The organism is Nostoc sp. T09, from assembly GCF_002154695.1.
Classification (GTDB): Bacteria; Cyanobacteriota; Cyanobacteriia; order Cyanobacteriales; family Nostocaceae; genus Aulosira.
On sequence record NZ_MTAV01000194.1, the window covers coordinates 24,539 to 39,055 of the forward strand.

At 41.8% G+C, this 14,517-nt stretch carries 11 protein-coding genes and 2 pseudogenes; 9 read left to right on the forward strand and 4 right to left on the reverse strand.

Going from position 1 to position 14,517, the window contains the following annotated elements:
• Positions 1–45 precede the first annotated feature (45 nt).
• The 9 genes and pseudogenes from BV372_RS30470 (at position 46) to BV372_RS30510 (ending at position 7,160) form a co-directional block, all read left to right on the forward strand.
• Positions 46–645: a TetR/AcrR family transcriptional regulator gene (locus BV372_RS30470; RefSeq protein WP_086690597.1), complete on the forward strand. Its 600-nt coding sequence runs from the start codon at positions 46–48 to the stop codon at positions 643–645.
• A gap of 34 nt (positions 646–679) precedes the next feature.
• Positions 680–1,966, forward strand: coding sequence for an ABC exporter membrane fusion protein (locus BV372_RS30475; protein ID WP_086690599.1), 1,287 nt, complete (start codon positions 680–682; stop codon positions 1,964–1,966).
• A 44-nt stretch (positions 1,967–2,010) separates the two neighbouring features.
• A pseudogene (locus BV372_RS30480) lies at positions 2,011–2,376 on the forward strand (four helix bundle protein).
• Between the two features lie 40 nt (positions 2,377–2,416).
• Positions 2,417–3,583: an ABC transporter permease DevC gene (gene devC, locus BV372_RS30485; protein ID WP_086690600.1), complete on the forward strand. Its 1,167-nt coding sequence runs from the start codon at positions 2,417–2,419 to the stop codon at positions 3,581–3,583.
• A 99-nt stretch (positions 3,584–3,682) separates the two neighbouring features.
• Positions 3,683–4,435, forward strand: coding sequence for a DevA family ABC transporter ATP-binding protein (locus BV372_RS30490; protein ID WP_086690602.1), 753 nt, complete (start codon positions 3,683–3,685; stop codon positions 4,433–4,435).
• Positions 4,436–4,665: 230 nt separating this feature from the next.
• Complete coding sequence (locus tag BV372_RS30495) at positions 4,666–5,319, forward strand: MotA/TolQ/ExbB proton channel family protein (RefSeq protein WP_086690604.1); 654 nt, start codon at positions 4,666–4,668, stop codon at positions 5,317–5,319.
• Complete coding sequence (locus BV372_RS30500) at positions 5,303–5,707, forward strand: biopolymer transporter ExbD (RefSeq protein ID WP_086690606.1); 405 nt, start codon at positions 5,303–5,305, stop codon at positions 5,705–5,707. Before BV372_RS30495 ends, BV372_RS30500 begins: the two co-directional genes overlap by 17 nt.
• Before the next feature lie 248 nt (positions 5,708–5,955).
• The gene (locus tag BV372_RS30505) at positions 5,956–6,162 is read left to right on the forward strand and encodes a glycogen debranching protein (protein WP_086690608.1); all 207 of its coding nucleotides are present in this window, start codon (positions 5,956–5,958) and stop codon (positions 6,160–6,162) included.
• A 440-nt stretch (positions 6,163–6,602) separates the two neighbouring features.
• Positions 6,603–7,160 (forward strand): methylmalonic aciduria and homocystinuria type D protein, encoded by a 558-nt coding sequence (locus BV372_RS30510; protein WP_086690610.1) that lies wholly within the window; start codon positions 6,603–6,605, stop codon positions 7,158–7,160.
• Between the two features lie 217 nt (positions 7,161–7,377).
• Here the strand turns inward: BV372_RS30510 and BV372_RS30515 are convergent, their stop codons facing one another.
• From BV372_RS30515 to BV372_RS30530, 4 genes and pseudogenes are all read right to left on the reverse strand, one after another.
• Positions 7,378–10,086 (reverse strand): AMP-binding protein, encoded by a 2,709-nt coding sequence (locus BV372_RS30515; protein WP_086690612.1) that lies wholly within the window; start codon positions 10,084–10,086, stop codon positions 7,378–7,380.
• A gap of 611 nt (positions 10,087–10,697) precedes the next feature.
• A pseudogene (locus BV372_RS30520) lies at positions 10,698–11,033 on the reverse strand (transposase); the annotation flags it as partial.
• A 508-nt stretch (positions 11,034–11,541) separates the two neighbouring features.
• Positions 11,542–12,855, reverse strand: coding sequence for a TldD/PmbA family protein (locus tag BV372_RS30525; RefSeq protein ID WP_086690614.1), 1,314 nt, complete (start codon positions 12,853–12,855; stop codon positions 11,542–11,544).
• A 200-nt stretch (positions 12,856–13,055) separates the two neighbouring features.
• Positions 13,056–13,919, reverse strand: a complete 864-nt coding sequence (locus BV372_RS30530) for a Tab2/Atab2 family RNA-binding protein (protein WP_086690616.1) — start codon at positions 13,917–13,919, stop codon at positions 13,056–13,058.
• Between the last annotated feature and the right edge of the window lie 598 nt (positions 13,920–14,517).

The following is a 14,517-nucleotide window of genomic DNA, read 5'->3' on the forward strand; positions in this document are numbered from 1 at the left end:
TTTATGTTGATATATAACGAGCGTTCGATATAAATAAGCTGAGTTATGCCCAAGATTGTTGACCACGAACAATACCGTAAAGAACTGCTCGGCAAGTGCTTCGATTTATTTGCCCAAAAAAGCTACAGTGCCATTACCATGCGGGAAATTGCTCATGGCTTAGGAGTTTCAACTGGGACGCTGTATCATTACTTTCCCAGTAAGCAAGCTTTATTTGAACAATTGCTAGAAGAAATCAGCCAGCAAGATGTGGCAATGGCATTAGCAGAATTGGGAGGAAGAAAACCTCTGCCAGAGGCAATGGCAGCATTAGGAAGATACTTAGTAAAAAACGAAGATTACTTTATTAAATGGACTTATATCTGGGTTGATTTTTGTCAGCATCAAGACTCTGAGCAAATAAAGGTAAGTGGTGTTTTGACGCGTGCCAATCAGCGATATCAGCAAGCAGCCTGTGATTTCTTAGGAATTCAAGATCGAGTTTTGGCTTCCTTTGTGTTGAGTTTCGTCAATGGTTTAATTCTAGAAAAACTATGGGGTGATGAAACTATTTGTTTTACAGAACAATGCGCCTTATTAGGAAAAATGCTCACGGCATATTTGCCACAATCAGTTGATTCTGATGGGTCCGATCGCCAACGTTAGCTACACAAGAGTTAAAGCTTGATAGAGGGGAAAAATGAATCACAGGCTGTTATTTAATCAAAAAAATCAAGGGGTAATTGCATTAGCGATCGCTGCTACTGCGATTACAGGTGGAATTGTTGTTTATGCTATTTCTCAGTTTGGGCAAGTAGGCCGCACTGCCACAACTGAAATACCAACTACACCAATTGTGCAAAAGGTGACTGCTTTGGGAAGATTGCAGCCAGAAGCCGAGGTAATTAAGTTGTCTGCACCTCTAGCATTAGATGGCGATCGCATTGCCCAAATTCTTGTACAAGAAGGCGATCGTACCAAAGCTGGGCAAGTTATAGCAATTTTAGATTCACGCGATCGCTTGCAAACTGCTGTACTACAAGCGCAAAAACAAGTCCAAGTCGCCCAAGCTAAACTCGCACAAGTGAAAGCAGGGGCAAAAACAGGAGAAATTCAGGCACAGCAAGCAACTGTGGAACGTTTACAGGCCCAGTCTCAAGGCGATCGCCAAAGCCAACAAGAAGCGATCGCCCGCTTCGAGGCCCAATGGCAAGGAGATAGAATTGCCCAAGAAGCGACAATTAAAAAACTAACAGCAGAACTCAACAATGCCCAAGCTGAATACCTGCGTTATCAACAGTTATATAAAGATGGGGCAATTTCTAATTCTGCATTTGACACTAAGCGCTTAAGTGTGGAAACCACCAAACAGCAACTAGATGAAGCTAAAGCAGTTCTCAACCGCATTAACACCACCGCTAGCAGACAACTAGCAGAAGCTAAAGTAGCACTTAGCCGCATTAACGCCACTGGGAATAAACAAGTCAGCGAAGCCAAAGCCACACTTAACAGTATTGCCGAAGTTCGTCCCGTCGATGTAGCCGCAGCCCAAACAGAAGTAGAAAATGCGATCGCCTCCCTCAAACGTGCCCAAACTGACTTAGCAGCAGCTTACGTCAAAGCGCCAACTGCTGGGCAAATTCTCAAAATTCATTACCGCGCTGGTGAAAAAATTGGGGATGCTGGTATTGCAGACTTTGCCCAAACTGACCAGATGATAGCAGTAGCAGAAGTTTATCAGACTGATATTGGCAAAGTGAAACTGGGGCAAAAGGCAGTAATTACTGGTCAAGCATTTACAGGAGAACTGCGCGGTAAGGTTTCACAGATTGGCTTGCAGGTGAATCGACAAAACGTTTTTAGTAACCAACCAGGAGAAAACCTTGATAGCCGAGTCATCGAAGTCAAAATTCGCTTCAATCCCGAAGATAGCAAGCAAGTTGCAGGTTTGACTAACTTGCAGGTACAGACAGCTATTGAACTATAAAGTTTGTTTAATTGTAAGAATTCAGAATTCAGGAGTCAGAATAAATGAGACAACCAGCAAAAACATTTCAAGACTTGATAGTGTGGCAGAAATCGCATCAGTTTGTTTTATTAGTATATCAATTGACTGGCCAATTTCCTAAATCAGAAATATATGGACTTACATCCCAATTTAGAAGAGCAGCAATTTCTATTCCAGCAAATATAGCTGAAGGATTTAAGAAAAAAGGAACCGCAGATAAAGCACGATTTATGAACATCTCGCAAGGTTCTTTAGAATAGTGCCGTTACTATCTAATTCTTTCAAATGACCTTGGATATAGTGATACATCAGAATTAATGCTTCAACTTGAAGAAGTTAGTAGGATACTAACAAGCTATGCTAATTCCATTCTGAATTCTGGCTCCTGAATTCTGAATACTTCTCCAGTTATTAAGGAGTTTTTGCAAAATGTTGTCCAAATTATTCCGCAAAACTCCGCTAGCTTGGCGGCAGTTAATGAAAGAAAAAACTCGTCTAGCAGTAGCAGTGGCAGGTATTACCTTTGCCGATATGTTGATGTTTATTCAGATGGGTTTTGAAAGTGCATTGTTTGATGCAGCCGTCCAACCCCATCGCAACTTAAAGGCAGATTTAGTTTTAATTAATCCGCAATTTCAAACTTTGTTCTCGGTGAAAAGCTTTTCCCGTGAACGGTTGTATCAGACATTAAGTTATGACGGTGTGCAGTCAGTAAATTCGGTTTACATCAGCACTGGACAGTGGAGAAATCCCGAAACACGCCTCGATCGCGCCATCTTAGTTTGGGGTATCGAACCAGCACAACCCGCCTTCCAATTTCCCGAAGTCCAACAACATCAAAATGACATTAAGCAGTTATATCAAGTTTTGTTCGACCAAGCAGGTCGTCCAGAATATGGGGATGTAGGCACTATCTTTAAAAAAGCAGGCAACTTTCAGACAGAACTGAATGGCAAAGCCATCAATGTCAAAGGCGTGTTTAGTAACGGTGCTTCTTTTGCTGCTGATGGTAACGTCATCACTAGTGATTCTACCTTTCTGCTACTATTCCCCGACAGAAAACCCGATCGCATTGAAGTTGGGTTAATTACTCTTAAACCTGGTGCCAATCCGGAAAAAGTGCGATCGCAACTTGCAGCTGGTTTACCCAATGATGTCCTAGTTCTGACTCCCGAAGGATTTGCCAACATTGAAAAAACTTATTGGGCAACGGGTACTGGTATTGGTTTCATTTTTGGTTTGGGTGTAGGAGTTGGGTTCATTGTCGGGATTGTAATTGTCTACCAAATTCTCTACTCTGATGTCTCCGACCACCTACCAGAATACGCCACGCTCAAAGCAATGGGTTATAGCGATCGCTATTTATTAGGAGTTCTGTTGCAAGAGGCCTTATTTTTAGCTTTTTTAGGTTTTCTCCCCTCATTTTTCCTTTCTTTCGGGCTATATCAGCTTACCTATGCTGCTACATTGTTACCAATTTCCATGAAGGTAGACCGGGCAATTACTGTCTTTATTTTGACTGTAATTATGTGTAGTTTTTCTGGGGCGATCGCTATGCGAAAACTCCGCGCTGCTGACCCCGCCGACATTTTTTAATTTTTAAGCAATAAGGCAGAAGGCAGTAGACAGAAGTAAATAACTTGCGTTTTGTTCTAGCGCTAGTTGGAAACTCATTATTAAAGCTATCAAAATATTATGTTGCCAAAATCTACATCAGTAAATTCCAACTCCATCTTTTCTAATTTAGAACCAGTCATTAATATTAGTAACCTCAATCATTATTTTGGCGAGGGTGGGTTAAAAAAACAAGTATTATTTGATATTAATTTAGAGATTAACGCTAGTGAAATTGTCATTATGACGGGTCCCTCTGGATCGGGAAAAACCACTTTGTTGACCCTGATGGGTGGACTGCGATCGGCTCAAGCTGGTAGTTTGAAAATATTAGGTCAGGAAATCTGCGGTGCTAGTAAACAGCAGTTAACCAAGCTACGTCGTCAGATTGGTTATATTTTTCAAGCGCATAACTTGATGACCTTTTTGACAGCTAAAGAAAATGTGCGGATGTCCTTAGAGTTACATGACCAGTATCTCAATCAGGATCTTGATAGCATAGCGATCGCTATGCTGGAAACCGTTGGTTTGGGAGAAAATGTAAATTACTACGCAGAAAACCTCTCAGGGGGACAAAAGCAAAGAGTAGCGATCGCCCGTGCTTTAGTCAGTCATCCTAAAATTGTCTTAGCAGACGAACCCACAGCTGCACTCGATAAAAAATCGGGGCGAGATGTCGTGGAGTTGATGCAGAAGCTAGCTAAAGAGCAAGGTTGTACGATTTTGTTAGTTACCCATGACAACCGCATCCTTGATATTGCCGATCGCATTATTTATATGGAAGATGGGCAATTAAAAAGTGATGGCATAGATATTGTTACCAAAATGCATTAAGTATTAAATTAAAAATTCATAACTATCTTCGTTAGGTAATGCCCACCCTACAAAATTCTCCGGATTAACTACAATTTAAATAGGTTAAAAATGAAGATTCTTAATTTAACGTAGTGTCAAAGATTAACTTCATAGATTCACTCGCAGTAATGTTTTTGGAGTTATCATACCAGCTTAGTTAATCTAGAAATCTGTTAGTTTAAGATTGTTGAGGAGTGGGAAAATTTTAGATGCAATTTGGTAATTTATTTACGGCAGGCGGCGTGGTCATGTGGCCGCTGTTAGGATTTTCGTTGTTGGCAGTAGCGCTGATTATTGAAAGAGTCAGGTTTTGGGTAAAGATAAATAATCGGCAAAATCGCGTAGTCCGCGAGGTACTACAGCTTTATCGCCTAGATAATGTAGTTGGTGCTTTGGATAAATTGCAGCAAAATACTGATTTACCTATTGCCCGGATTTTTTTAGCAGCTTTAGAATTAGAGGAACCAACTCCAGAGGAATTTCGGTTGGCATTAGAAAGTGAAGCACAAGCCGAAATTCCTTTGCTGAAGCGCTTTCAAAACATTTTTGAGACAATTATCGGTCTTGCGCCCTTGTTAGGGCTTCTCGGTACTGTATTAGGATTAATTGCCTCCTTTGCCTCCCTCAATATCGGTGAAGTCGGGGGCGCGAAAACAACAGGCGTCACTGGAGGGATTAGTGAAGCTTTGGTATCTACAGCCTCAGGACTAGTCGTTGCTATCTTTACACTTTTATTTGCTAATACCTTCCGGGGACTCTACCAGCGCCAGATAGCTTGGATTCAGGAGTATGGCGGACAGTTAGAATTACTTTACCGTCGTCGCTATGAAAGAGGAGAGAAATCCTATGCGCCTACCAGATGAACCAGATCTGCCACCTCAAATTAACATCGTGCCGATGATTGATGTGATCTTTGCGATATTGACATTTTTTATCATGTCAACTCTGTTTTTAACTCGGTCTGAAGGTTTACCAGTTAATTTACCTAAGGCGGCATCGGCACAACAACAAGCATCAAGTGAGCCAATTAATGTCACTGTAGACGCAGCTGGAAAAATTAGCTTGAACCGCAAATCGGTTACTCTCAATGTGTTAGCAGAGCAAGTACGTACATTGATGGGTGTAAATAAAGAAGCCTTGGTAATCATCAACGCCGATGAGCAAGTTCATCATGGTCAGGTAGTGGCCGTTATGGATCGGTTACGTCAGGTACAGGGAGCTAAATTAGCGATCGCCACCCAAAAACCATAATAGGTTAATCAAAAAATTATCTGTTGTTGAGAAAAAGCAAAAGGTTAAGGGATAAATTCTTTTCTCGATCGCCTTTAACCTTTTTTCTAACATCATAATTCTTGTACTATTACAAAATTAGAACTGCTATTTATGATTCTTAACTAGCAAAAGTGGCTAAGTTTTTAATTACTCTGCAATTTTCGGCTTTAATAGTATTCTAGAAGGACAAATCGCTTTTTTGACTACAGTTGTTGAGGGCAAACTCCATGACTATTTGGGTAAACGAGCAAATTGATCCGTCAGGCATGATTCATGCTTGTATCGCCTGTTGTAACGAGTCTCAAGCTCAAGACTGTCATGAATCCTTTGAGGATAATTTGAATGACAAACAAAAAGCAGCCGGCTGGGTAGCACAATTGCGGATAGTTGATTCTTGGGATGATGTTCCAGTCAATGCTTTAAAGCTAGATTAATAGAGCCTTAACAAATTTAGCTGCAAAACATAACTTCACCTAAGGAGTTTTGTGGTTTTTGTTATGTGTTTATAATACTCACGCTCTTGGCTTGAGAAAACGGCAAGGTATGACTGCTGGGCAGGAAGTCATGGAATTTGTGCTGTGAGTACTATTTCCTTGAGAGATATATGATAGTTTTGGATGTAGGTTGACTAATGCAATAGATGAATTCTTGACCTACATAAACTTTCAGATGAGGAGATTTACTCGCAAACAAATCAGTTTGATGGAAATTAAGTTAATAAAAGATAAAAATCTGATTAAAACTTAACACTTCACCCAGAAATCAGTAAAATAACTCAAACATTCTGGAAAATTAATGCTTTTTATAAAGTTTTAAAAGTTATTATTAATACCGAAGATTAAAGTCAAAAACTTGCAAAAACCGAATCAATGTAGTGAACTATTCCAAAGTTTACTCTTCGGAGCAAAGCTATCCCATTCATTTGGTTGGCAATACGGGACAAGCTATTCAGATTTCGATTCATTCTCCTAGCCAGTATATCTGTGCCAACTGCGAACGGATACTACCAGATTGGAAACAGCAGTCTTTTTTATGGGTAGTGATTGTTTTACAGCAATCACGATATCAACTTCATGAAAGTACAGCAGTAATCGAAAGCGAGAAAGAACGCCTACGAGAAAAGTTTATGCGGTTTGGTTGTGATTTGGCATTTAATCTCCGCGATCGCAACTATTTAACAGACCTCATAGATCCCCGTACAGGCTATCCATTACTTTCTCATCCGGGAAGCGTTCCTCATGACGACACAGCAGTGGTGAAGGCTTTACTTCATTACCCAGTTATTAAAAATAAATGCCGTGTGCTAGTACATCCAAACTGGGGTGCAGCAGTTTATCCCAGCATCATGATTTCCGAGGCTCCCCCAATTATGATTGAATGGGTGATCAAAAGCATAGCACCCTTGCATGGATGGCAAGAAGTTAGTAAATAGCATATCTATGCTGATACTGGGATAGTTGAGACGCACCTGGTACAAAAAAGCGATCGCTGCTCATTCGTTCAGCTAGAAATTTAAGGTACTTGGTTACTTGATGCTGTGTTTTTAGATGATCAAACGAATCCGATGCGGGTTTCGTCACCAGAAAAAATTGCTTCAAAGTACTGGTAGATAACACCGTCAAACTAATCCAGCGCAGATTTTCTCATCTTTAGTGCTTTGCGGGAGAATCTATATAACTCTTTGTTTGAGAGTCGCTGATTTTGTGGTTAAACTCTAGCGCATCTAGTTGTGCTTTATCCAAACAAGCCTGGAATTTCTGAGCAAGCACCTGTACGTTAGGTTCTTGGATGTGGGAAGCATGAGAACCAGGAACATGATGGAGTTCCACTCCGCCAGCCGCTAGCTTACCCCAGCCTAACTCCAAATCCACATCTAACCCGACATTTTGCTGACTAGCGCGGAACAGAGTCACTTGACCTGGATAGATTGACGGTATATAGCTTTTACCTGCTTTATTATTTGCCAAAGCTACTTCCAACAGTCGCAAATCTGGTAATGAGCGTTTAATATAGCGCAAGTAAAATCGATAAAACATACTTGCTTTACCAATCTCCAAATGCCACAACATCCTCTCCCACAAATAAGTTAGCTGGTCTTTAATATTCAAACTCAACAGTTTCCGCAGATGGAAAAAGCTGGCATCATCTGAGTTGGGAATCGGTTTAGCATAACCTGGCGATGAGACATCAAATATTGCTAGTAGCGCAATTTGCTCTTCCTGAGTTTTTAGTTGTTGAGCCATTTCAAAGGCTATGATGCCGCCAAAAGAATAGCCACCGATATAATAGGGACCATTGGGTTGAACCTTACGGATTTCCTGAATGTAGTAAGCGGCCATTTCATTCAGGGAAGTTAAGGGTGCTTGTTGGGCATCAATTCCCTTTGCTTGCAAACCATAAACTGGTTGATCCGGATGCAGATAACGCACCAAATCCCGATAGAATAGCACATTACCCCAAACTGCATGAATCAAAAATAGCGGTGGTCGAGAACCATGTGGCTGAATCGCTACCAAAGGTGACCAAGCATCTGAAGATTCAGCGTCACTAATGATATTTACCAGTTGTTCAACTGTTGATGCTTGAATCAAGGTAGACATAGGCAGACTGTAGCCCAATTTCTGTTCAATTTTGTTGAACAGACGTAGCGCTAGCAACGAGTCACCACCTAAAGCAAAGAAATTATCATAGATTCCTACCTGCTTTAGATTCAGAACCTCAACCCAGATTTGTGCTATCACCTTTTCTAACTCAGTTCTGGGTGCAACATAATTCGCCTGCAATTGCTCTTTGAGCTTTTGTGCCAAACCAATACGCTGGAGTTTGCCTGTAGAACCTTTGGGGATTTCTGCTACAAATACTATCTGAGTGGGAACTTTGAACTCAGCCAACCTAGTAACAACAAATTCACGAATTTCTCTATCAGTAACATGAGCATTTGGCCGCAGGACAATTGCTGCTGCCACATCCTCACCAAGAGTAGGATGGGGAACTGCAAAAGCTACTGCTTGGGCTACTGCTGGGTGGTCTAGTAATACTTCATCTACTTCCCTAGGGGAAATTTTCTCGCCACCACGATTAATTTGTTCCTTCAGCCTACCTGTAATGAATAAGTAACCTTCTTTATCTAGATAGCCTTGGTCTCCGGTCCTAAACCACCCATTAGTAAAGGCAGTTGAGTTAGCTGTAGGATTATTTTCATAACCGAGCATGACATTGCTGCCGCGGATGACAACCTCTCCGGCTTCACCATTTACCAGCAGATTTCCTACTTCATCCATAATCGCCACTTCTGGACCCGCAGCAAGACCTGCTGAATACAATTTCCGCTTTTGTGGTGGTAAGGGATTAGAGGTAATTTGTGGGGCAGCTTCCGTCATACCGTAGGCTTCAATCACTGGCACGTTAAATGACTGTTCTAGTGCCTGCATTACTTGTGGTGGTAGTGCTGAGGACGCAGAGCGAATAAATCGCAGTGGATATTGCTTGACGATACTGCGGTGAGCCTCCACCTCTGCTAAAATCGCCTGATGAATAGTTGGTACAGCTGTATACCAACTGGGGTGCCACTGTTTCATCCACTCAAAAAACTTGACTGCATCAAAGTTAGGAGTGCAGACTACACTACCTCCCGCAGCTAGGGATGAAAATACTGTACTTAGCCCGTGAATATGGAATAGGGGCATGACGTTCAAGCAGCGATCGCTTGGCCGCAAATCTAGGGCCTTTTTAATGTTTTGCGCTGATGCATACAAGTTAGCCTGTGTCAACGGCACAATTTTAGGTCTGGCAGTTGTGCCTGATGTATGCAATACCAGGGCGATATCCTCGTTATTATTACTTCTGCGCTCTACTGGAGGTAAATTAGTTTCTCCTACTAGCTGAAAGATTCCTGCCTCTGCTTCCAATGGCAAGAGTTCAATAACTGGGATATTACGCGCCGCTGCAACTTGCCTTGCTGGGGAATCAATTCCTGATTGTACAATCAGTGCTTTTGCATTTAAGTCTTCCAAATAAAAGTCAAATTCTGCTGCGCTATAAGCTGGATTTAAAGGCGCACTAGTAGCGCCAGCAGCTACTGCTAAGAAGGTAACAGCCATTTCTGGACCATTGGGTAGCACAATCGCAATGCGATCGCCCAAACCCAAGCCTTTTGCATTTAAGGTGGCGATGACATTGTGGATGTGGTCATAAAGGCGAGTATATGTCAGCGGAGGACGGGCAGGTGCGGCGATCGCTGTAGCTCCCGGATTATGTCTAACGCCATCTATAATTAGTTGCTCAATGGTCCAATTCTTTGAATTACCAATAGAAGTAGCAATAATTGAATCTCTATTTTCTAGTTCCTGTATTGCCATTGTTCTTTAATATTCTAATTTATGCTATCTGGTTGCTTTCTTAAGCAATTATTTCAATATTTACGCATATACTTACGTAATATGAAGCCTACTTGACCTAGACTTTAAAACATCCTTGCAATTACTAGCTAATTTATGAAGTACATATAAAGACAATTTAGTGATTAAATACTATACCAATCAGATTAATTAAAAATTAACAAATCTTTTAATTTTAACTTTTCAACTTAATTTGGTATAGATAATAGGGAGCATTCAATCAAACAAAATTATTATATAGAGGCAGCGTTTCGCTTACTATTATGGTCAATTTGAACTTAGATTATGGCATAGAGAGGATAAAAGGCTTATCCTGCAATCCATGTACAATCTAAAATTGTATCTTGAAAGTGGTATTAACTAGGCACAAATAAATTCCTCACGCCAGCACAAATTGATAAAAGTGTTACCCCCCTAGGTATGAATTTTCAGGATTTGAGACAAGCCTTGTGTTCAGACTTATAAATCTGAAATTTAAAATCTAAAAATTATACCTAATATAAATTAGGTGGTGAAACCGTTATGGTGCCCTTGCTGTTTTTCAACTTATTATTTTGGGCAATTTTGCAAAGCCTGATGAGAATTGATGCGTTAAATGGTGCTTCATTACTGTAGGAAGACATCCCTATAAAGTACTGTAGATAAGGGTTTTCTTTAATTTGTTCTACTGTTTCTCTGTCGCTTATCCCTAACTTTTCTTTGATTATTAATGCCTCTAATACCATCGGAAATGACTTGGCTGGTGCGCCCATCTGTGCGGACAATGATGAAGAATATTCTGGCTCAAATTCTGTCCAGGGTATTAAAGAAGCTATGATTACTCAACGATTATCTTCTGATAACTTTCCTTCAAATGGAAGCAAGAAGCTTGACGATGGAATTGGAGTTAATTCTTCTTTTCGGTACATGGTTAGTTCGGATATACCCTATTGAAGCTCACCACTGTGATGCAAGGATTTTGGACTATTTTACCTTCTTGCCTTGCATCTGAATATACTTCTTTGGTCTGATAATTCAGAGACAGTCCTCTTTTCTTTCATCTTCAGCAAGCCCTAATTAGCGATCGCTTCCTATGAACTGTGTACACCCTTACACCTGTTTCAAGCTAGACTTCCACGGGCGTTAGCATAGCTACTGCGTAAGGAGGCTTGCACCCACAATCAGGGCATGAGAACATTTTTTTATCTGTTCCCTGTTCTCTATTTTCAAGCTAGCTAATCATAGAAAAATTCTACAACCAAGCATGAAAATCCATATCCCTTGTCCCATGCTCTATTTTCAAGTCAGCTTATGTTATGGCACAAGTGCATAAAAACAGGGAAAATAAACATTTTTGCCATAACGTACCATTCATATAGATATGTTATGGCGCAATGTAACGCATCCTAAAACCGCTTAAATGTGAGCTAGTGAGTTTTAATTATTTCTACTGGTAGTTGAAAGTCCCTCTACTATGAGAGAGGGAGTATAACAAGAGCCATTCCAGTCAGCGTCACCACCTAGAGTGACTAATTGTTTGAGGGCTGAGTAGATGTTGCCAGCAACCATCGTATCTTTAACTCGCCCAATTACCTGACCATTTTTTACGCGGTAGCCCAAATCAATATTGATAGAAAAGTCACCAGAAATGCCACCACCTCCACCCAGCATTTGATCAACAATCAAGCCATCTTCCATTAGTTGAATCAAATCTTGTAGTGATGCAGAATTGGGCTGAATCAGGAAATTAAATAGCCCAGGAGAGGGATAGCTACCCAAACTGGGGCGAAAACCATTACCTGTGCTGCCAATACCTAATTGTCGCCCGGTAGTGCGATCGCAATAAAAATGTTGTAAAACTCCATCTTGAATAAATACTAAAGACTTGGTAGGAGAACCCTCATCATCAAAAGGGCAACTGTAAGGCCCGGCTTGGGGGTCTTGGTAGAGAGTGAGGCTGGGTGCAACGACTGGCTTACCCAAACGTTCGGCCCAAGGAGAAGCTTTCTCTAGAACACGTTTGCCATTCAACGCTGCTTGCACCGTACCCCAAAGCATATCAGCAGCTTTAGACGTAAATAATACTGGAACACGACCACTAGGGGGGGCGACGTTTTCTCTAGCCCAAATTAACCTTTGTAAAATTTGGTAGGCTAATTTTTCCGGGTCGAGTTCGTCCCGTTGAGTTTGACCATCAGAAACACTCAAAAAATCGTCGCCCCGTATCCATTCAGCCGACATATAGCAGCTCAGGGTTGTATCTGTGTAGTAACAATCTAGACCTGCGGTATTGACAAGCCTAGTGTTTTCCACATCACATTCCCAGTCACTATTGCAAAGTACGTCTGGATAAGCATCTCGAACCAGAGCGATCGCTTCTTTGCCCCAGTTTACCAAAACCTCTATCGGCACACTTTTGCCTAAGTCTGGGTAGGATGGCTTAGAGTTACGGCCCAACTCGACTGGTTCTGGTTGATTAAGTTGACTCAAGGCTAGAGAGCGTTCTACCATCGCTTGCGGTTCTATCAAACCGTAAGCCACAGTAAGCCCGGGACGACCGTTGCGCCACAGCCGTAGTGCTGTACCTTCAGATTGGCTGGTTTCTAGCTGCTTGAGACGGTTGGCCTCAAAAAATATTGGTCGAGAAAGCGATCGCGACTGATATACTTCAGCTGCTTCTGCTCCAGACTTAATCGCTAGTTCCAGCAGATGTTCTGCTAGCGTATCTTGTGACAAATTTTCAGAACCCATGACCCTTGGTAAATTATGGATTGTGGATTTTGAACCGCAGATGGGCACAGATCATTATCCCAAATCATCGACATGTATCAGCCCTTGCCCTTTTGGGTTATTTATTAGTAATTAGTCAGTAATGACTAGTCATTCGTCAAGGTGATCGTTACCCTTGCCGTTGATCCTCATGCCGATTCCTCCACTACTCTGCCACTAATTTACGGCAGATTGACCTCTTGTAACAGCCAAAATCCGGCAAAAGATTCTGCTTGAGGATCGGACTGCACGCCGATAAAATGCACTCCATTAGCTTTTTGCTTGGCTTCTTCAAAACCTTTGGCTTCTGCTAAAGTTTGAGAGTTTTTGATATTTGCCAAAATCCAGCTTTCTGTCACACCAGTTTCTAACAGTAATCTTGCACCAACACTCGTGTCAAATTTTAAGTAAGCTAAATCCAAACCAGACATCCAGCCTGCTATAGGCAACGCTCTGGGTGAGAAAATCAAAACACCAGGAATGCGGGTTTCAGGTGATATTTGCGCCAATTCTAGGGGAAAAGCCTCACCAAAGCCAATTTCCCATTCTGGCATATCCATTAAATCTGAAGCTTCTAAGGAGACAAATACCCATTTATTCGCCTCTAAAGCATCTGGTAAACGTTGAGGTAAAGGATTTTCCAAGCGCACCGAAGGATTAGTACCTGCTTGATATCCTGGTTCATTAGGATACACCTCCTCAAATCTCTGGTTTAGCCATTGGTTGAGAACCAAAGTGTGACGGCTAGGTTGAGCAGGAATCCCTACATCTTGGCAGGCTTTAGTAATCATATTGTTCATTTGGCGGCGGAAAAAGCGAATTTTGATTGGCGCTTCTTGTGCTTGGTCAATGGCCTCCTGCAACGCTGTCCGCAACCAACCCGAATTTACCTGATTACTGGGGCAATATTTAGCATAGCGAAACAAAGAATCTGTTTTCGCGCGGACATCCAAGGGACTTTCGCAGACTAAGACTTCCCAAACTTTTTTTTGATTTTCGTCCAGAATTGGACGGGAGTAAAAATCGATTTCCCAAATACTGCCCATGTTTTACGGTAAAAATCTGGCTGTTATTATGTTCCTGTTATTCTGATCATACGAGTGTTGGGGCAGTAACGGGCAGCAATCAACAAGAACAGGTAAGTAAAAAATGAAAGTTTGACTACATCCGGAGCACATCCGGATTTATAACGCCATCAGGCAATAGTAGGGCGTCAAAGTCCTCGGGCTTGGCTTGGTCGAGGGCGACATCGATAGGGAACTCGTCACCCCAATTCGTAAAGTTCCAAGCGTGGATATATTCGCCTTTGGGCGATGCGATACGTGTGTTATCTCTCTTGTAAAAAACAGAAATGTTTCTTTACGTCCATTGGGAATGCGTAGACGCAAAGCGGTGAGGCAGTGCGTTGCGGAGGTTCCCTCCGTTGTAGCAACTGTCGTCGGGTTCCCCGACTTGTACCGCTAAAGCGGAACCCGCAGGGTAGCAACTGCCGAACCCGGAGGGCTTGTCGTCAGACATCGCTTTCCTCAGACACTTTTGTTATACCAATTCACGAAAATCCTGATACACATAAATTTTTCGTAGGGGTTTAGCAATGCTCATTGGTGTCAACTTAAGAAGATAAAGCCCAAATTTGTTGGGTGT

What these genes read in the sequence shown, in the direction of transcription:
- BV372_RS30495 (WP_086690604.1), top strand. Translation starts at nt 4,666, where the DNA reads ATGCAATTTGGTAATTTATTTACGGCAGGCGGCGTGGTCATGTGGCCG.
- BV372_RS30500 (WP_086690606.1), top strand. Translation starts at nt 5,303, where the DNA reads ATGCGCCTACCAGATGAACCAGATCTGCCACCTCAAATTAACATCGTG.
- devC (WP_086690600.1), top strand. Translation starts at nt 2,417, where the DNA reads ATGTTGTCCAAATTATTCCGCAAAACTCCGCTAGCTTGGCGGCAGTTA.
- BV372_RS30470 (WP_086690597.1), top strand. Translation starts at nt 46, where the DNA reads ATGCCCAAGATTGTTGACCACGAACAATACCGTAAAGAACTGCTCGGC.
- BV372_RS30530 (WP_086690616.1), bottom strand. Translation starts at nt 13,919, where the DNA reads ATGGGCAGTATTTGGGAAATCGATTTTTACTCCCGTCCAATTCTGGAC.
- BV372_RS30505 (WP_086690608.1), top strand. Translation starts at nt 5,956, where the DNA reads ATGACTATTTGGGTAAACGAGCAAATTGATCCGTCAGGCATGATTCAT.
- BV372_RS30515 (WP_086690612.1), bottom strand. Translation starts at nt 10,086, where the DNA reads ATGGCAATACAGGAACTAGAAAATAGAGATTCAATTATTGCTACTTCT.
- BV372_RS30475 (WP_086690599.1), top strand. Translation starts at nt 680, where the DNA reads ATGAATCACAGGCTGTTATTTAATCAAAAAAATCAAGGGGTAATTGCA.
- BV372_RS30525 (WP_086690614.1), bottom strand. Translation starts at nt 12,855, where the DNA reads ATGGGTTCTGAAAATTTGTCACAAGATACGCTAGCAGAACATCTGCTG.
- BV372_RS30490 (WP_086690602.1), top strand. Translation starts at nt 3,683, where the DNA reads ATGTTGCCAAAATCTACATCAGTAAATTCCAACTCCATCTTTTCTAAT.